Below are 19,609 nucleotides of genomic sequence, written 5' to 3'. Positions count from 1 at the left end.
ATGCTTTTTTTTATGCTAAAAGATTAGAAACTGCCTTAAAATTAGTTTTGCTAATAGGAATTTCTTGATCTTTAATAGTGACGGAACGTTTTGACTTTGAAAATGTATCAATATGTTTTGTATGAATCATCCAACTTCTATGTACGCGCATAAACTCTGAGTGTTCTTGAAGTATGCCTTCGTAAAAATTGAGTTTGTGCGATTGCAGATAAGAAGCATCTAGTGTTTGAATATGTGTATATGCACCTTCCGCTTTGAAATATAGAATCTCCGAAATGTCAACAATTTTATAAGCATCTTTATATTTTACGGTAATTGTTTGTACAGTATTTGTGGTTAGGTTAGATTTTAAGCCTTCGTAATTTAAAGCTTCTTTTTCTGTTTTTATTTGATGAACAATACGTTCAATAGCAATTTGCAAACGTTCTGGAAGAATTGGTTTCAGTAAATAATCTACGGCAGAAGCTTCAAACGCTTTGATGGCAAATTTTTCATACGCAGTTGTAAAAATGATTTTAGCTGCGTTTGCTTTTAGGCAATCAATCACATCAAAACCGTTTCCGCCAGGTAATTCGATGTCTAAAAATACAAAATCAGGTTTATGTAGAGCAATGTCTTTTTTTGCTTCATCAACAGAGCTAGAAATATGAGCAATAGTCAATATTTGCTTATGTTTTTCTAGCAAATTAATCAACACGCGTTGTGCAAAATATTCATCTTCAATAATTCCAACTGTATACATTATATATCATTTATTTCATTAAAGGAATGGTGATAATCACTTTCGTTCCCAAAGATTCTCCTTCCGCATCTATCAAATCATCATACTGGTAGCTCATGTCCATATTGTGATGTTTTTTATATAAATCGAAGCGTTTTTGTACAGAAGATGTCGCCATATTTAAATGTGTATTTTTACGGTTTTGTGAAAGTAATTTAGAAGCTTCTCTACCAATTCCATTATCTGCAATTATGCATTCAATACGCTCGTTATATGTTATAAAATCTATACGCAATTGTTTGTGTCCTTTTTTATGTAATAAACCGTGTTTGATAGCATTTTCAACAAATGGTTGTAAAATCATGGCAGGAATTTTAAAAAAATGATCTTCTAGCGTTGTAGTGTCAATTTTGTAATCTAGTTGATTATTAAAACGTTTCGATTCAATTTTTAAATAGGTTTCTAAAAACGTAATTTCTTCTTCAAACGTATTAAAAGTTTTAGAAGAGAAGTCAATGCTTTTGCGGAATAGATTTGAAAAATGAGCCAAATATGTATAGGCATCTTCTTTTTTATCATCCAAAATTAAGCCTTGTACAGTATTTAATGCATTAAAAGTAAAATGCGGATTCATTTGACTGGTTAGGTTTTGTAATTTGGCTTCCGCCAGATTCTTCTCTAGGTCTAATTGCTCCAATTCAAAGCGTTGTTTGGTTTTAATTTTGCCTATATACAAGCGCATTATGACAAAAAGAATACCTAAAACAGTCATAAAAATACATGTTAAAAACCACCATGTTTTCCAAAATGGATTGTGTATAGTAAAATGAATACTATCTTCATGAATAACCTTCGTGTTTTTTAAAGTTTGATAGGTTAGTTTATAATTAGCAGGTGATAAATAACTTAGATAAATTGGGTTTTTAATATCTGTAATATATTGCCAACTTGAATTATTATCGTTTATTCTATAACGAAAAGTATGAGTATTTCTTCCTGCAAAATCTGTGTTTTTTAGAAAAATCTTTACAGAGTTTTCATCGTAAGAAAGGCTATGTAATGCATTTGTAGTTTTAGGTATTTCGTTAATTAAAATTTGATCTATAAAAGTTGTTGCTGTTGTGTTCTTCAGTCCATCTTTATAAAGTGAAATTTGAAATAATCCTTTGTTAGTTGTTAGCAAGCATGTCATATTCGCCACCTCAAAGTCCATTACTTTAATATTTTTTATTTGAGATGAAATATTTTTTATCAAATCTAAAGAGCGTGTTTTTTCATTAATTTGAAATAATTTCCCAGCTTCTAAAACATAAATTGCATGATTTGATTTTTTTATGATTGCATTTTTTCCTTGTAATGTAGCAAGCAGTTGAAACGTATTATTTTTTACATAAAAAAGTCCTTGATTTTTCTTAAAAGCCCACAAATACTCAGTTCCTGCAATCAAACGATCTGTATATAAAACTTCGCCTTGATAGGTGATAGGTATATAGTTGTTGTTTTGTATGGTAAAGGTACCATCTGCAAAAGCACCATAGAGTTTACCGTCAAAAGATGTTACAGACAAACATCTTTTTTCTCTTAGATGCTTTTTTTTAGTGGTGCCATAAAAACTTTCAACCTGATCCAAACCATATGAATGTCCAATATAAAACTTGTTCTTATGGTACAAAATATCTTTTATGGAAGAAAAACTGAAACCGTCTATGAATTGCAAATCGTTATCAACTTGGATAATGTTATTTTCATTTGCTATAACATAGGCTTTTTTGTTAAATGCGAAAAGTCTTTTTAATTCCTTAGAACTTTGCCATTTGTTTTTTAATTGCAATTGCCCATTTAGTTTGTATTCATACACAGTATTAGTGAAATCTGTAATTATATATTTTTGAGTGTCCGTTTGTACAATATGATTTAGCTTGTTAGATTTCAAATCAGATATGTCTGCCTGATATTTGAAATTCTCTTGTCCGTCCCAATAATGAATACCATTATTTAACGTAGTGAAGATATAATTACCAAAATCATCTTCTAAGATTTTTGATACTTTTGAGTTTTGCAAAAATGTATATTTTGGTACCAAAGCAGTATCCGTTTCTTCCATAACAAAACCTCCTTTTTCTGTTCCCAAGTATAATAATCCTTGTGAATCTTTGTATAAGTCATACGCTTCCAGCCTAAGATTTTTAGGGATAGAAAGGCGAATAAGTTTACCATTTTTTAAGACACGCAAACTAGTTAGTTTAAAATGTTCATCACAAATGAGTATATACAAATCGTCACCATGCTTATATATTTTAGGGATACTTCCTTTAAAAGATAAAGGAAAAACTTCTACTGTTTTTGTCTTTAAATTTTTCCTATTGAGATAAATCAAATTTTGATAAAATAAATCATCATGTATCCTTACAATATTTGTTTGTTCTCCTATTGAATCGGTAAATATTGTTCTTTCTTTGGTGTCAAAATGATACTGAAAAAGCTTGTTGTTATCTATTTTTATAAAGAGGTTTTTTTTATAAAGTTCATAGGTTGGTAAACGACCAATTAATTCATCTGATACATCAATAAAAAACTCTAGCTTGTCTTTTTCGGGATCAATCATAAAAAACTGACCGTTTAAGCTATTACACCAAATTCGCCCATAATCATCTTCTTTTAAATTAAATAGCGACTGACTACGTTGTTTAGCGTTGGTGTAGTGTGTAAAGTGGATTCCGTCAAAACGATACAAGCCAGAATCGGCACAAAACCAATAATTTCCTTTAGAATCTTGCAATACATCATAAAATTCATCGTCTGGCAAACTTGCAAGTTCTGCTACATTTTTTGTAATGATCTCTTGTGCAATGCTGACATTCATCACGAAAAGAAAAATCCAAAAAAATGATTTCACAAAAAGTGTATTCATACATGTAAATAGTTATAAACAACTGCTAAAAAGTACATCAAATGTAACAGATAGAAAACAAGACAACAAATGTATCTTGCTGCCTTGTTTAAAAATGGCCTCTAAAAACTTATTGTTTCACAATATTGAAGCTTGCGTTTGGGGATGATAATTTCAAAATATAGATTCCAGATTGTAAACCATCTAAGGAAAAATGATTTTGTTGTGCATTTAATTCTTGCGTTCGAATACGTCTTCCACTTATATCATATAAATCCCCACTTTCTACTGTTGATGGTAAGTTGAGGATCGTAATTTTAGTGTCCGAAGTAATAATTTTTATGCTTTCATTTGCAAATTCTGGCGTGCTTAATACAATAGCGTCGTTTCGTAAAATAGTCATGAAACCACTCGGACTTGTGCCGCTGCCATTGTTTCCTACAATAATATCTAAGTCGCCATCACCATCTAAATCTACAGCATCAATCCAAGTTGGGGAATCTACATTAGAACTTAGCACAGAAGTCGTCCCGAAAGTAATATTTGTTGTAGCAACACCGCTAGTAGCATTATTTGGGAACAATATAACTTCATTAGTCACATTGTCTATTGCAGCGATATCGGAAACATTATCATCATCAAAATCACCGCTGGCAATCGAAATTAAGTTATTACTGCCGTCAGTTGATAAAAAGTGTGAGTTTTGTCCTTGAGAAGGATTGTATGACTTTATACTTGTTGTGCTTCCTGCTGCGCTTACAGCAATAAAATCTTTGGTGCCGTTTTCATTAAAATCTTCAATTACAGTTTTTCGTGTTCCAGCAACCGTATGAGTTGCATTGGTAATTAAGCTAATTCCAAAGTTAAAAGATGGACTTTGTAATGTTTTGACACCATTTGTAGAACTTGTACTATTGTCGGATTCCGAACCAGTTCCGAAAGATGAGTAAATTAAATCTTGAATACCATTATTGTTAATATCTGTAGAAGTTACATGTAACGGTCTGCGGTTTGCTTGAAAACTTAATAAATCTGTAGCGCCACCAGAAGTAGTTACATTTAATATTTTCAGATTTCCGTTGGAATTATTATCTCCTGCAATGGCTAATTCGTCACGTGCATCGGTATCAAAATTTGCTTTGTAAATTCCGCGACAACGATCGTGAAAACGAATTAATTGTACATTACCAAAAGTTCTATTTCCTGTGTTGCGCATCCAATACACGCCATCTGTAGCGTTTGTTGTATTTGCATAGTTTGAAAATACAATATCGTCTAAATTATCTTCATCGACATCCATTAAAATTACTGCCCATGGTTTCATGTTGCCACTTACCGTTGGATCGATTAGAGTATGTCTTATGGGAGTGTAAACAGCTAAATCGCCAGTACCATAAAGCACACTAATACTACTGTTTGTATTTTCCGGAACAATGATGTCAATATTACCATCACCGTCAATATCTCCTGTAGTAAATTCTCTTGGGCTAAAAATATTTTGTGCAGGAACTAAGTATTCTGTGAATTGTTGTGCATTTAGACTTGTTGCAATACAGCCTAAAAGAATAAAAGATAGTATAGTTTTTTTCATAATGTTTGTGAATTTGAGCACAAACATATTATTCCGAAAATGTACTGCCGTATCTATTTCATGAATGGCAACTTTTTTTTCATGAATTGATTTTTAGAACGATGTTACCTGTATTTATCATTCAAACCTTTACCAGCTATAATCATGGGAATTATCTTTTGTAAGCGACTTTCTTTTGTAGCACTTCTTTTTGCTGTTGAAATATATTCTATGTATTCTTTTTGCTTGTAATTGGATAGTTTTTCAAAAGCTTCATGTAAATCATTGTTAGCCTTAAAAGCAGTTAGCAATTCTTCAGGAAGTGTTACAGTCTTGCTTTTTTTTATCACAACAGTTTTTCCGTCTTTCTGATTTTGAACGGCTTCTTCAATATACTTTTTTACTAAATCTATAGGAACAGTATCGTCTTTAAAAAACTTCCAATGTCTCATGGCTTGCGTTTTACCTTCTTGCGCATTGACTAATACATTGTCTTTATCTTTTAATAAAGCACCTTGAAAAAACCATATAGCCGTATGCGTTTTAAAAGCTCCTAATCCTAATACATTTTTTCCATTGACTGTATACACGGGAATGCTCCATTTCAAAGTTTCTGTTACATCTGGATTTTCAAGAATAATACTTTGTAATAATTGTAATATATCTTCCCATTCAGGAAAGCTTTGCAAATATGCTGAAACAGATTTGAATTTTTTCATCTCATGAAAGTTTGTACTAAAATAAAAAAAGCTACTTAAAAAGTAGCTTTTTTGTATTTAGTATGGATATTTGTTATTGTTTCATAGTTACAATACGTTGTGCAAAAGGAGCTTCATAATTGGCTTCTCCTAAAGCTTCTACAATTTTTTGACGCGTATCCCAATACACATCCCAGTAGTTTTCACAATCAACGTATGGCATTGCTAATAGCTCAATACCATTTGCTCCTAAATTGTTTACAGCAACTCTTGCTGCTGGTGTTTCTAATACGTTTTTATCGTTTTTAAGAACGTCTGCAACAATTTCTTTCGCTTTTTTTATATCTGTTCCGTACTGAATTCCAAAAGGCATATCAATACGTAAGTTTCCTATTTTGGTAAGATTTGTAATCTTATTGGCTGTAATTGCTCCGTTTGGTACAATTACGGTTTCGTTTTGGAATGTTTCTATCACAGTTACAAACACAGAAATTTCTTTTACAAATCCGAAAGCATCATTCGTTTTAATTAGATCACCAACTTTAAAAGGTCTAAATATAAGTAACATTACACCAGAAGCTAAATGTCCTAGTGAACCGTTAAATGCTGCTCCAATAGCAATTCCAATACCTGCAATTAATGCCGCAAAAGAAGCTGTAGGAATTCCAACAATTCCTGCTATAGAAATTAATAAAACGATTTTAAGTATAAAACCAATTAAGGTTAATAAAAATGGTCGTAACGTTTCGTCTACATGACGTGTTTCAAATGCTTTTGAAACCGCTTTCATAATCATTCTAATAATCCAGAAACCAATAATTAAAGCAGCTAAAGCACCAACAAGTTTCAATCCCCAATCGCCAATTCCAACAGCAATTGCGTCATAGAATTTGCTTAATGAATCTGTAATCGTATTTCCCATAATGTCTTTGTTTTTAAGGTTATTTACTCAAAAATAGCAAAGACTCAGTTAGTTAAATTCTTACAAACACATAAAATAATAAGGATCGATGTAGCAAGGAAAAAAATCGATTAACGTCGTAAAACGTACTATTTTTTATACTTTTCAGCTGTAAGCTCTGTAATTTTCACAATAACATCGATAGCACTTAAGATACTTTCTACTGGAACATATTCGTAACGTCCGTGAAAATTATGTCCGCCAGCAAAGATATTTGGACATGGTAAGCCCATAAATGATAATTGTGAGCCATCTGTTCCTCCGCGAATAGGTTTGATAAGCGGTTTAATGCCTAGTGATTTCATTGCTTCTTCTGCAATTTCTACAATATGAAATACAGGTTCTACCTTTTCTTTCATGTTATAATATTGATCTTTTATAACAAGTGTTATAGGGTCGTACGTATAACGGCTATTGATATCTGCAACGATTTTTTCTAGCAATTCTTTTCGTGCTTCAAACTTTGCTTTGTCATGATCACGAATAATGTACGCTAATGAAGATTCTTCTACGCTTCCAGTACTTGTCTGTAAATGATAAAAACCTTCACGACCAGTTGTTTCTTGCGGAATTTCGTTGGCTGGTAATGAATTAATGATTTCGTTAGCAATTAAAATAGAATTGATCATCTTTCCTTTTGCATAACCAGGATGTACAATTTTACCCTTAATATCGATGGTTGCCCCAGCAGCATTGAAATTTTCATATTCTAACTCGCCAATTTGACTTCCATCCATAGTATACGCCCATTCAGCACCAAATTTTTCAACATCAAATTTATGTGCTCCACGACCAATTTCTTCATCTGGAGTAAAGCCAATACGAATTGTACCGTGTTTTATTTCTGGATGATTTATTAAGTATTCCATGGCAGAAACAATTTCACAAATACCAGCTTTATCATCAGCACCGAGTAGAGTAGTACCGTCAGTAGTAATTAATGTTTGTCCTTTATAGAGTAATAAATCTTCAAAATAATCTGGAGAAAGTACAATATTTTGTGCAGCGTTTAACACAATGTCTTTTCCATCATAATTTGGGACAATTTGCGGATTCACATTAGCTCCAGTGAAATCTGGTGAAGTATCAAAATGTGAAACAAAGCCAATTGTAGGTACTTCATGATCTACATTACTAGGTAAAGTTGCCATGATATAGGCGTTTTCGTCAATAGTAACATCAGATAAGCCAATTCGTTTTAGTTCGTCAACTAATAAGTTGGCTAAATCCCATTGTTTTTCTGTGCTTGGAGTTGTTTCTGAAGTTGCATCAGATTCTGTGTCAATAGTTACATAACTTATGAATCTATCTATGATATGTTGCATGTGTAATCTTTTTTTCAAAAATAAGATATTTTGAAAGTCATATCTAGTATTATGAGTTGAATTTTGTAACTTATTGATTATTAATATTAAAAATAATTAAATTTTTGTTTCCAAATATGGAAACTTTGTTATAGTTTCGCGTCATGGAAACCAAAGAAAAGTTAAAAAAAGATATCATAAATAGTTTTGGAGAATTGTTAGTGAATGACAATTATCCTCCAATTGCAGGTAGAATGTTAGGACTTTTTTATACGTCCGATCAGAAGTATTTCACCTTTGAGGAAATAAAAACAGAGTTAAATATCAGCAAAAGTGCCACGAGTAAGGGACTTTCTTTTCTAGATAATATAGGAGAAGTAAGTTATGTATATGATAAGAATAATAAGCGGCTTCGTTTATTTTATTTGAATGTAGAAGGATTGATAGAACGAATTAGTTTGGTGTTGGAAGCATATAAACATCAATCTAAATTATTTGAACAAGTATTGGAGTTAAGAGAAGATAACGATTCAATAGTTAATAATTATTTAGAGAAAAGCATTCTATTTAGTGAAGATGTTTTAGGTTTTGTACAGCAAAAACTAGCACTTCATTTTAAAAATATTTTAAAAGAGAACTAAGCATATTATGAAAAACTTTTTTTCACTCGCACTTTTTTTATGTGCAACTTTGACTTTTGCTCAAGTCAAAAAAACGTATGATATTGGAATTCTGTTAGATAACAGAACCAAGGAAGTCAATCCTTTATTAGAACAACTAAAAACACAGATTAAAGCAGTTGTAGGAGAAGATGCAATTATTAATTTTTCAGAACAGCATATTCTGGTTAATAATTATGATTTACAAAAAGCACAGCAAAACTACACAACACTTTTACAGAATGAAACAGATATTATTTTGGCGTTTGGTGTAATGAATAGTGTAATTATAAATCAGCAGCAAACATATCCAAAACCTACGATCTTATTTGGAGCTGTAAATCAGGATATTGCAAGTGTTGATCTGTCTAAAAAAACTTCCGGAGTTGATAATTTTACATACTTGATTAATTCTGATTCCTTCAAAGAAGATTTAAAGAAACTGAAAGAATTGACAAATTTCAAAAAAGTTGGAATTATCATAGAACAACAACTCGTTGAGGTTTTGCAATTACAACAAACGTTTGATCCTATTGCAAAAAGCTTGGAAGCTGAATATAAAATTATTCCATTTTCGTCAGTATCAGATATTACCAATAATTTATCAGATGTAGATGCGGCATATATTGCGGGAGGATTTTTTCTAAAAGAAGATGAAGTAAAAGCCTTAGCGCAAACTTTTATTACTAAAAAAATTCCGTCGTTTACCATTAATGGAATCGATCAGGTGAAAGCAGGATTGATGGCAACCAATCAGGCTGAAGATAATTTTGATCAATTTATGCGTAGAATTTCTTTGATTGTAGAAGCGTATATAAATGGTACACTACTTTCGGAACAATCAGTTTTCATAGAGTATAACTCTAGGCTAACCATCAATTATAATACTAGTGAATTGGTAAATGTTCCTATAAAATATAGTTTAATAAATGATACAGATTTTGTGGGAGATTTTAAAAATGCAATCTCTCAAAAACAATACAATTTGCTTACTGTAATAGAAGGTGTATTGGATAAAAATTTATCACTACAGTCTTTACAAAAAGATATTGATCTTACGAGTCAAGATATAAAAACAGCAAAAAGTAATTATTTGCCGAGTCTTACCGCAGCAGCCACAGGAACTTATGTAGATCCAAACTTAGCAGAAGTAAGTAACGGACAAAGCCCTGAATTTTCAACAGCTGGAAACCTCACATTACAGCAAACGATTTTTTCTGAATCGGCTAATGCAAACATTGACATTCAAAAGAATTTACAAAAAGCACAACAAGAAAATTACAATGCAGAAGAGCTAACGACCATTTTTAATGCTTCAAACGCATACTTTAATGCATTGATTTTAAAGGCTAATGCACAAATACAACTTCGTAACTTAGGGTTAACTAAACGAAATTTACAGTTGGCAGAACAAAATTTTGATGCTGGACAATCTGGAAAATCAGATATGTTGCGTTTTCGAAGTGAAATGGCACAAAACACGCAATCAATGGTAGAAGCCGTAAATCAATTAGAACAAGCATTTATAGCATTAAACCAACTATTAAACAATCCGATTGAAACCGAAATAGAAATTGAAGATGTAGAATTAGATAAAGGCATCTTTGAAAATTATAATTACGATCAAATTACTGAACTGTTAGATGATCCAAAACTAAGAGAACCTTTTATTGAATTTTTAATAGAAGAAGCAAAGAAAAATGCGCCAGAATTAAAAGTCTTAGGATATAACTTAGAAGCTACAGAACGAAATATTCAACTGAATGGAAGCGGACGTTTTTTACCAACAGTTGCTTTGCAAGGTCAGTATAATAGAACATTTAGCCGTTCTGGAGTTGGAAGTACATTCCCAACAGGTTTTCCTGCTGTACCTGACGGAAACTATAATGTAGGTGTAAACATATCTATTCCTATATTCAATCAGAATAAAACGAATATTAACAAGCAAATTGCAATTATTCAAAAAGACCAACTAGAAATAAATCGTGATAATACAGAACTATCTATTTCTGCTAATATTAGAAACAGTGTATTAAACCTTGTCAATCAAATATCAAACATTGAATTATCTAAAGTTTCAGAAGCTACAGCAAAAGAATCTCTAGAACTCACACAAACTTCATATTCCAATGGAGCTGTAAATGTTGTACAACTCTTAGATGCGCAAAACAATTACCTAAACGCACAATTATCAAGAACCAATGCTGTCTATAATTACTTAATCAATGCATTGCAACTAGAGCGCTATCTAGGATATTATTTCTTGCTAAACTCTGAAGTTGAAAATACAAAATTCAGACAACGCTTTTTAGAATTTTTAAACAATAAAAACTAACAATCTACCGCAAAATCCCGTACCGATGAAATATTTATATAACATATTATTAATAGTATTAGTAGTAACGTTCACTTCTTGTGGAGAAGAAGAGAAGAAGCAAGAACAACTAAAACGTCCTGTAAAATATCAAGAAGTTGGTTATTTAGGAGGTGAAAAAATAAGATCGTTCAGTGGAACTGCTCAAACAGATAAAATTATAAAAATGAGCTTTAGAAACTCAGGAATCATTACTGAACTTAATGCAAAACTTGGGCAAAAAGTTAAGAAAGGGCAATTGCTAGGTAAGCTAGATAACGTGGCTGCGCGATTGTCTTATGAACAGTCTTTAACACAAGTAAATAGCGCTGAATCACAATTAAACACCGCAAAATTAAGTTTGGACAGAGTACGTACTTTATATGAAAAAGGAAGTACTTCTTTGAGCGATTTTGAAGCAGCTAAAAATTCATACAAAACTGCATCTGAAAGCTATAAATCTTCAAAAAGAGGTTTGGCAATACAAAAAGAACAAATACGATATGGGTATTTATATGCTCCTGAAAATGGTACTATTGCAACAGTTGATGCGGAAATAGATGAAAATGTATCTACGGGACAATTAATTGCTACACTAAACTCTGGAAGTGATATGGAAATCACAATCGGAATTCCAGAAAGCGTCATTAATGGTGTCACAAATGGAATGAATGTATCTGTAAATTTCTCGTCATTAACAGATGAAAAATTTCAAGCGAAAGTAACTGAAATTTCTCCTGCTGTAGATCCAAACACAGCAACATATCCAGTGCGCGTAAAACTAAACAATCCTTCAGATAAAATAAAAAGCGGAATGACGGCAAATGTTACATTCGATTTTGGAGATCGTAAAGTAAACAATAAAACCTTAGTGGTTCCTGCAAATGCTGTTGGAGAAGATAGCAACGGACGTTTTGTGTTTTTGATAGAAGGAACAGACGATAATGCAAAAGTTAAAAAGCAAAAAATAAGTATTGGAACCTTAACTCCAGAAGGGTTTGAAGTAACATCAGGATTACAAGTAGGGCAAAAAATTGCAACAGCTGGTTTGCAAACTTTATTAAATGGTCAAGAAGTTAAATTACAATAACCGATCAACACTATAATCATATGAATTTAGCAAAATTTTCCATAGAAAAGAATAGAATCACGATCATGGTGTTGCTTACAATTATCCTCATGGGAGTTGTAATGTATTCAGGTTTATCAAGAGATAGTATGCCGCCATTTACCATACGTGTTGCTTCAGTAGTATCTGTTTTTCCTGGTGCAAGTCCTGAACGTGTAGAACAATTGGTATCTGATAAAATTGAAAAATTAGCACAAGAACTTCCTGAGTTAAAAGAAGTGACAAGTACTTCCAGAACTGGATTATCGGTAGTAGCGGTAACTTTAAAAGATGAAGTAGCAGAAGAAAAACTTCAAGCAGTTTGGGATCGTTTACGCAGAAAAATAAATGACTTAGAAGGATTGCCAGATGGTGTGCGTCCTAATTTACAAGATGATGGAATTGGTGACGTATATGGAATTGTTGTTGGAATTACTTCTGATGGATATTCGTATGCAGAAATGAAAGAATATGCAGACGATATAAAAGATGATTTGATAAAACTTCCAGATGCTGCCAAAGTAGTACTAGGAGGAACACAAGAAGAACGTGTATTTGTTGAATTTGATAATACACGACTCAAAGAATATGGTTTATCTGCATCTAAACTTCAGCAAATTATTGCAACTACCAACATATTGAGTTCTGGAGGACAAATAAATACAGGTGAAGAACGTGTCATTTTAGAACCGACAGGAAACTTCAACTCCGTTGCAGAAATTCGAGAAATGCTTATTCCAGTAGGAGCCAATGGTTCGCAATTGGTAAAACTTGGAGATATTACAACTATTCGTAAAGGATATATAGATCCGCCAACACAAAAAGTGCGATTAAATGGTAAAGATGCGGTTTCTATTCATGTAAATCTAAAAGAAAATTCAAACGTAATAAAACTTGGAGAAGAAGTTGATAAAGTTGTCAATCTTTGGAAATCAAAATTACCAGTTGGACTAGAGCTTACACGTGTATCTTCATTAGATACTTACATAGACAATAAAGTTCAGAACTTCATTACAAACCTAATGCAATCCATAGGAATTGTACTTGTAGTTATGTTAGTTTTCTTAGGATTACGCACAGGATTCATCATTGCGAGTTTAATACCTATAGTTACCATCATGACGCTAATGATTATGGGAGTAATCAATATGGGATTAAATCAGGTGACATTAGCTGCATTAATCATGGCGTTAGGAATGTTGGTTGATAATGCCATTGTCGTCGCGGAAACTATTATGGTAAAGTTGGAACAAGGAATTCAGAAAAAAAAAGCTGCTGTACAAGCATTCTCAGAACTTTGGATGCCATTGCTTATTTCAACATTGACGACTTCCGCAGCGTTTCTAGCTTTCTATATGTCACCAACATCTATGGGAGACATTGTAGGACCAATTTTTGTGGTAATTACCATAGCATTACTATCTTCTTGGATTATTGCTCTAACAGTAATTACAATGTTTTGTTACTTATTCCTAAAAGTAGCGCCAAAAGGGGAAAAGAAACCTAGTTTTATAGATAAAATCATAAACAAATTAAAAGGATACTATAAAAATTTAATTCTATCAGCACTGACAAACAAATACAAAGTAATTATTGGAATTTTCCTTGCATTCTTTGTTTCATTATATGGATTTACAAAAATTGAATTTCTTTTCTTTCCAGACAGTGATCGAAATATGATTACAGTAGACATAAACTTGCCTGCAGGAACAAAAATAGAAGTCACTACCGATTTGGTAAAGAAACTAGAACAATACATGACAGATTCTTTACAAATAAACGATTCAAGAATTACTGGAATTGTAGATTGGTCGTCATACATTGGTCAAGGACCAGAATCATATGATTTAGGATATTCACAAGATGAAGCTAATTCAAGTTACGCGCATATCTTAGTCAATACATCGTCTTTTAATGACAACAACGCAATGATAGCAAAACTAGATAAATTTGGTTTTGAAAACTTTCCAAATGCAGATATTAAAGTAGGATCATTAGCAGCTGGCGGCGGCGGAACACCAATAGAAATCAAAGTATCTGGAGACAATCCTGATAAATTAGCAGATATCTCTGAAAGTGTAAAAACAGAGTTGTTTCATATTTTCGGTACAAAAAACATTAAAGATGATTGGGGACCAAAAAGTAAAAAGTTTCTCATTCAAATAGATCAAAACAGAGCGCAAACCGCTGGAGTTTCTAGTCAAGATATTGCAACTTCATTACAAACAGTGTTAGATGGATTCCAAACAGGAGAATACCGAGAAGAAGACAAGTCTATTCCTATTTTAATGCGTAGCAATGCAAGTCAGCAACAATCTTTAGCGTCTTTAGAAACTTTAAATATCTATGCACAAAACTCAGGAAAAAGTGTGCCATTATTACAAGTTGCAACGATTATTCCGCAATGGCAATACTCAAAAATAAAACGATTAGACTTACGAAGAACCATCAATATCACAAGTGAATTACGAGAAGGAGGAAATGCTTCTGCTATAACCGCAGAAATTACGCCATGGTTGGAAGAACAAATGAAAACTTGGCCACAAGGCTATACCTATGAATTTGGAGGAGATGCAAAAAGTTCTGCGGAAAGTATGGGTTCTGTAATCTCATATTTACCTTTATCAGGATTTATTATAATAATGTTACTGATCATTCAGTTCAATTCCTTCAGAAAAATGACAATGGTGGTTTTAACAATTCCACTTGGTGTCATTGGTGTTGTGATTGGTTTACTAATTTTTCAAGAACCATTTGGTTTTATGCCTTTCTTAGGTGTAATTTCCTTGGCGGGAATTGTCATAAACAATGCTATTGTATTGATAGATCGTATGGAAATAGAACAAAACGAATTAAAACGTACTGAGCAAGATGCTGTCATTGCTGCCTGTTTACAACGTTTCAGACCTATATTATTAGCTACATTTACTACTGTATTAGGATTAATTCCTTTATACCTGAGTGGAGGAGAAATGTGGGAAGGAATGGCTGTAAGCATTATGGTAGGTTTATTATTTGGAACTGTAATTACACTACTATTCATTCCTGCCTTGTACAGTGCTCTATTTAGAGTGAATTACAAGAACTATGAATTCAATGAAAACCTATTAGAAGACTAATGGATTCCATAAAAACATACTTATACAAACATCGATTCGAATTGTTTATAGCGACACAGTTTTTTATTCTGTTCGGATCGTTGTTTTTTCCTTACGACTTCTTTCAGTTGCTCTTATTACCAGCACTTTTTATACTCAATATTGCTAGTGGTATACTATTAGTGTCCAAGAAGAAAAAAACAATGTGGTTTTTAATCATTTTAATTGTTGTTGCTATCATTGCTTTTGGAAGCAGTCTCTTCATAGAAGTTGAAAAAAGTGAATTTACATTGATGCGATTGTCTGTATATTTCATCTTCTATATTATAGTAACATTACATACCATAGAACAAGTATGGCATGAAAAAAAGGTAGATAAAACAGTAATCATCGGTTTAATGAGCGGTTATATTTCATTAGGTTTTCTAGCATTTTTTATGCTCTTATCTATAGAATTAATAGAACCCGATTCCTTTACAGGAGTATTGTTAGATGGACAAAGCTTAGATGTTCGCTTTGATAGTCTAATGTATTATGCGTACATCACTTTGCTAACTATTGGCTACGGAGATATTATTCCTGTAACGCCAATTGCACAAAAAGCTGTAGTTTTAATTGGCTTAGTAGGACAATTTTATGTGATTATTATCACTTCAGTTGTGGTTGCAAAATATATAAATGTTTCTGTCATGAAAAATAGTGATTAAATATATTTTGACTTCTGAAAATTAGACTATTTTTGCACAAACAATACAACATGTACCAATTTTTTGTAAAACCCATCCTTTTTCTATTTGACCCAGAAAAAGTACATCATTTTACCTTTTCTTTAATTCGCACACTATGTAAGATTCCTTTAGTTTCAAGTATTTTCAGAGGAATCTATACAGTAAATGACAAACGCTTAGAACGTACTGTTTTTGGTTTAAAATTTAAAAATCCTGTAGGTTTAGCTGCTGGATTTGACAAAGATGCCAAACTTTATAATGAATTATCAAACTTTGGATTTGGTTTTATAGAAATAGGAACATTAACACCAAAACCACAAGCAGGAAACCCTAAAAAACGACTGTTCCGTTTGAAACAAGATGAAGCCATCATCAATCGTATGGGATTCAACAATGGAGGCGTTCATGAAGCGGTAACACGTTTAAAGAAAAACAAAGGTGTATTAATTGGTGGAAACATCGGGAAAAATAAAGTCACGCCAAATGAAGATGCGGTAGAAGATTATAAAATATGTTTTGAAGCTTTATTTCCTCATGTTGATTATTTTGTTGTCAATGTAAGTTCGCCAAACACACCAAACTTACGCGCATTGCAAGACAAAGAACCGTTGACAAAACTTTTGACAACGCTTCAAACAATGAACAAAAAGAAAGAAGCACCAAAACCAATCTTACTCAAAATTGCACCAGATTTAACAAACGAACAATTAGAAGATATCATTGAAATTGTGGCGGATACAAAAATTGCAGGAGTCATAGCAACCAATACAACAATATCGCGTGAAGGTTTGCAATCAGCAGAAAAAGAAGAAATGGGCGGATTGAGTGGAAAACCATTAACAAATCGCTCTACAGAAGTCATTCGTTTCTTAGCAGAAAAAAGTAACAAAGCCTTTCCAATTATTGGAGTAGGAGGAATTCATTCCGCAAAAGATGCTTTAGAAAAAATTGAAGCTGGAGCAGATTTAGTGCAATTATACACAGGATTTATCTATCAAGGACCAAAACTAATTAAAGACATCAACAAGCAGATTCTAAAAAATCAATAAACATTTAGAATACTACTTTTTTGGTAATTGTGCCATTCTCTGATCGTAATTTAATAAAATACAAACCACTTTTAACACTTGGAAGACTAATAACTTCACGTGTTTCATTAGTTGATGAACGAGACTGTTTGATACGATTGCCAAATGCGTCATAAATTTCAATCTGTTGAATTCTTGTATTGCTAGTATTATAAATCTGAATTGACTTTGTGGCTACGTCAGTACTAATGTAAATAGGTGTTTTCTCTGCAATATCATCAACTCCTAAAGAAACCAATGAAACAGTAAGTGTTCCTACCTTTTCATTTGAAAAAGGAGCAATATTTTGCAAACTACTAATAGGTTCTTGCGGAATGGTCTCAGGATTATTAAAAGAATATGTATCGCCTTCTTCTGTACCTGCATCATACGGAAATAAATCCATCGTAATAGAAGGAATCCAATTTCCATTATTGTCTAGTAATGATAAACTATTTACTTGAATCATCCAATCTGGACTAGGTGCAATCATAGAAGCTAACGAAAGTAAAGGAAAATCTTTATCGGCTGTAATACTAACTGATGCACTACTTGTTGGAGAAAAAACATCAAAAGGTTGATCAATAGAAATATGTGCATTACCAGCCGTAATTGCATTCTGAATTTCTTCATTAAAATCGTCATCAATTCCACCTTCTGCTACATTTTCAATTCCTAAAGTGGCAAACAATCCTGCGCCAACAAAAACAACATTGCTATTATGTGTAACGCCAACCAAATCAGACCAATGTGCATTCGAAGGGAAATTAGCAATAGGATGCGTCATATCACTCCAAGTTCCTTGAAAAGTAACAGTATAATTTGCAGTTTCTGTTTGCGCTACAGAAGCAGAAACGGATAAAAGAATAAAAACGCAAGTATATAAAAATGTATTAATTGCTTTCATGAGTTTAGATATATCTTATAATTATGTCGTTTAGAAAGCTAAGTTCATTACAAAATACGATGTGTTAAATTAAAAAAACATACTTTTATAAGCTTAAAAATAACACTTTTGAATATAGAAATACTCTTAGGATTTATAGCGGCAACATCGTTACTCGCAATCACGCCGGGACCTGATAATATTTACGTCATGATGCAAAGCATTGTAAATGGTCGTAAATACGGAATAGCAACCGTGTTAGGTTTAATGACAGGATGTATCATTCATACATCAATAGTTGCTTTTGGAGCATCAACGATTCTAAAACAAAATCCTACTTTATTCTTTATCATCAAGCTTTTTGGAGCGTTATACTTACTATATCTTGCCTACAAAGTATTTAGAAGTTCGGGCGACATTGAACTAGGAAGTGATGCAGTACCGCAAAAAAGCATGTTCGAATTGTTCAAACAAGGTTTCATTATGAATGTATTGAATCCGAAAGTAACACTGTTCTTTTTGGCGTTATTTCCAGGATTCTTATTCAGTGATACCATGAATAAAGTCCTTCAATTCTATATATTAGGACTGCTATTTATTTTAGTGTCTTTTGTCGTTTTTGGAGCGATTGCTATTTTAGCGGGAACCATTTCAGAAACAATCAAAAAAAATAAAAACATTGGTGTATACATGAAATGGTTGCAAATTATTGTTTTTGTTGGAATCGCAATCTACATCATGATTACAGAGTAAAAACAGATTGTTCATTATTTAGATGAATACAAAAAGAAGCTTAGTTTTTATAACTATTTCATATGATTTTTCTAAAAATAAATAGAAAGTTATTCTTGAGTTTAACGCTCGGATTTGTACTATTTACGATCATTGGTACACAAACTCATGAATTAGGTCATATCGCTGTGGCGGAAAGTTTAGGTTACGAAACAACGTTGAGTTATGGAAGTATGTCTCACAATCACCAAGGATTCTCTAAAGACAAAGATGTGCTCGCTTGGCGAAAAATGTTCAAGGAAATAGGTGCCTATGATAAATTCTCAGAAGAAGAAAAAAAGCAAGCAAACGAGCTTTATGATAAGATCAAATTCAAATTCCCAACCAATCCTGAACATAACTTTTACATCACTCTTGGCGGACCAGCACAAACAATACTAACTTGTTTTATAGGTTTATTCATTTTAGCATACAGAAGTAGAAGAACGGCAGAAGAATTCAAATGGATAGATTGGTTAGCTCTATTTCTATCGCTTTTTGTGTTAAGAGAAGTGTTTAATACAGTTATGGCAGGTGTCAGTTACATAATCAAAGGAAAAAAAAGTTTCAGTGGAGATGAATTTCATATATCTAGCTACTTAGGTTTCAATCAATGGACAGTTCCAATCATGACAGCGATGTTAGGTGCTGTCATTGCTAGTTTTGTAATCTTTATGATTTTACCCAAAAAATATCGATTCACATGTATCCTTGCGGGATTTTTAGGAGGAATCTCAGGTTTTGTACTATGGTTCAATTATTTAGGACCTTGGTTATTTCGATACTAAAAACTGT

15 protein-coding genes are annotated in these 19,609 nt (G+C 32.4%); 8 read left to right on the top strand and 7 right to left on the bottom strand.

Features of this window, described 5'->3' with window-relative positions:
- Positions 1-10: 10 nt before the first annotated feature.
- The 6 genes from ACOQOS_RS04910 to pepT form a co-directional block, all read right to left on the bottom strand.
- The gene (locus tag ACOQOS_RS04910) at positions 11-742 is read right to left on the bottom strand and encodes a LytR/AlgR family response regulator transcription factor (protein ID WP_420573853.1); all 732 of its coding nucleotides are present in this window, start codon (positions 740-742) and stop codon (positions 11-13) included.
- Between the two features lie 10 nt (positions 743-752).
- Complete coding sequence (locus ACOQOS_RS04905) at positions 753-3,632, bottom strand: histidine kinase (RefSeq protein WP_420573852.1); 2,880 nt, start codon at positions 3,630-3,632, stop codon at positions 753-755.
- 109 nt (positions 3,633-3,741) lie between these two features.
- Complete coding sequence (locus ACOQOS_RS04900) at positions 3,742-5,202, bottom strand: FG-GAP-like repeat-containing protein (protein ID WP_420573851.1); 1,461 nt, start codon at positions 5,200-5,202, stop codon at positions 3,742-3,744.
- Between the two features lie 104 nt (positions 5,203-5,306).
- Positions 5,307-5,900, bottom strand: a complete 594-nt coding sequence (locus ACOQOS_RS04895; RefSeq protein ID WP_420573850.1) for a YdeI/OmpD-associated family protein — start codon at positions 5,898-5,900, stop codon at positions 5,307-5,309.
- A 73-nt stretch (positions 5,901-5,973) separates the two neighbouring features.
- The gene (locus tag ACOQOS_RS04890; protein ID WP_420573849.1) at positions 5,974-6,801 is read right to left on the bottom strand and encodes a mechanosensitive ion channel family protein; all 828 of its coding nucleotides are present in this window, start codon (positions 6,799-6,801) and stop codon (positions 5,974-5,976) included.
- 128 nt (positions 6,802-6,929) lie between these two features.
- Positions 6,930-8,165: a peptidase T gene (pepT, locus tag ACOQOS_RS04885; RefSeq protein ID WP_420573848.1), complete on the bottom strand. Its 1,236-nt coding sequence runs from the start codon at positions 8,163-8,165 to the stop codon at positions 6,930-6,932.
- A gap of 143 nt (positions 8,166-8,308) precedes the next feature.
- Here pepT and ACOQOS_RS04880 point away from each other — a divergent pair, with 143 nt between their 5' ends.
- From ACOQOS_RS04880 to ACOQOS_RS04855, 6 genes are read left to right on the top strand one after another with little or no spacing between them, the layout of a single operon-like run.
- A complete protein-coding gene (locus tag ACOQOS_RS04880; RefSeq protein WP_420573847.1) occupies positions 8,309-8,785 on the top strand; it encodes a hypothetical protein in 477 nt (158 codons plus the stop codon).
- Between the two features lie 7 nt (positions 8,786-8,792).
- Complete coding sequence (locus ACOQOS_RS04875; RefSeq protein ID WP_420573846.1) at positions 8,793-11,138, top strand: TolC family protein; 2,346 nt, start codon at positions 8,793-8,795, stop codon at positions 11,136-11,138.
- Between the two features lie 25 nt (positions 11,139-11,163).
- A complete protein-coding gene (locus ACOQOS_RS04870) occupies positions 11,164-12,246 on the top strand; it encodes an efflux RND transporter periplasmic adaptor subunit (protein ID WP_420573845.1) in 1,083 nt (360 codons plus the stop codon).
- Positions 12,247-12,266: 20 nt separating this feature from the next.
- Complete coding sequence (locus tag ACOQOS_RS04865; RefSeq protein WP_420573844.1) at positions 12,267-15,383, top strand: efflux RND transporter permease subunit; 3,117 nt, start codon at positions 12,267-12,269, stop codon at positions 15,381-15,383.
- Entirely contained in the window at positions 15,383-16,069 is a 687-nt protein-coding gene (locus ACOQOS_RS04860) for an ion channel (protein ID WP_420573843.1), read from the top strand. The genes ACOQOS_RS04865 and ACOQOS_RS04860 overlap by 1 nt, the downstream gene beginning before the upstream one ends.
- 50 nt (positions 16,070-16,119) lie before the next feature.
- Positions 16,120-17,139, top strand: coding sequence for a quinone-dependent dihydroorotate dehydrogenase (locus ACOQOS_RS04855; RefSeq protein WP_420573842.1), 1,020 nt, complete (start codon positions 16,120-16,122; stop codon positions 17,137-17,139).
- A gap of 4 nt (positions 17,140-17,143) precedes the next feature.
- Here the strand turns inward: ACOQOS_RS04855 and ACOQOS_RS04850 are convergent, their stop codons facing one another.
- The gene (locus tag ACOQOS_RS04850; RefSeq protein ID WP_420573841.1) at positions 17,144-18,064 is read right to left on the bottom strand and encodes a spondin domain-containing protein; all 921 of its coding nucleotides are present in this window, start codon (positions 18,062-18,064) and stop codon (positions 17,144-17,146) included.
- Positions 18,065-18,172: 108 nt separating this feature from the next.
- Here ACOQOS_RS04850 and ACOQOS_RS04845 point away from each other — a divergent pair, with 108 nt between their 5' ends.
- Together ACOQOS_RS04845 and ACOQOS_RS04840 are read left to right on the top strand one after the other, a co-directional pair.
- Positions 18,173-18,796 (top strand): LysE family translocator, encoded by a 624-nt coding sequence (locus tag ACOQOS_RS04845; RefSeq protein WP_420573840.1) that lies wholly within the window; start codon positions 18,173-18,175, stop codon positions 18,794-18,796.
- A 62-nt stretch (positions 18,797-18,858) separates the two neighbouring features.
- Positions 18,859-19,602, top strand: coding sequence for a site-2 protease family protein (locus ACOQOS_RS04840; protein ID WP_420573839.1), 744 nt, complete (start codon positions 18,859-18,861; stop codon positions 19,600-19,602).
- Positions 19,603-19,609 lie beyond the last annotated feature (7 nt).

The sequence above is a fragment of the Kordia sp. genome (genome assembly GCF_965224175.1).
Taxonomy (GTDB): domain Bacteria; phylum Bacteroidota; class Bacteroidia; order Flavobacteriales; family Flavobacteriaceae; genus Kordia.
Note: the sequence above shows the minus strand (reverse complement) of the source record. Positions and strands in the feature narration are given on the sequence as shown.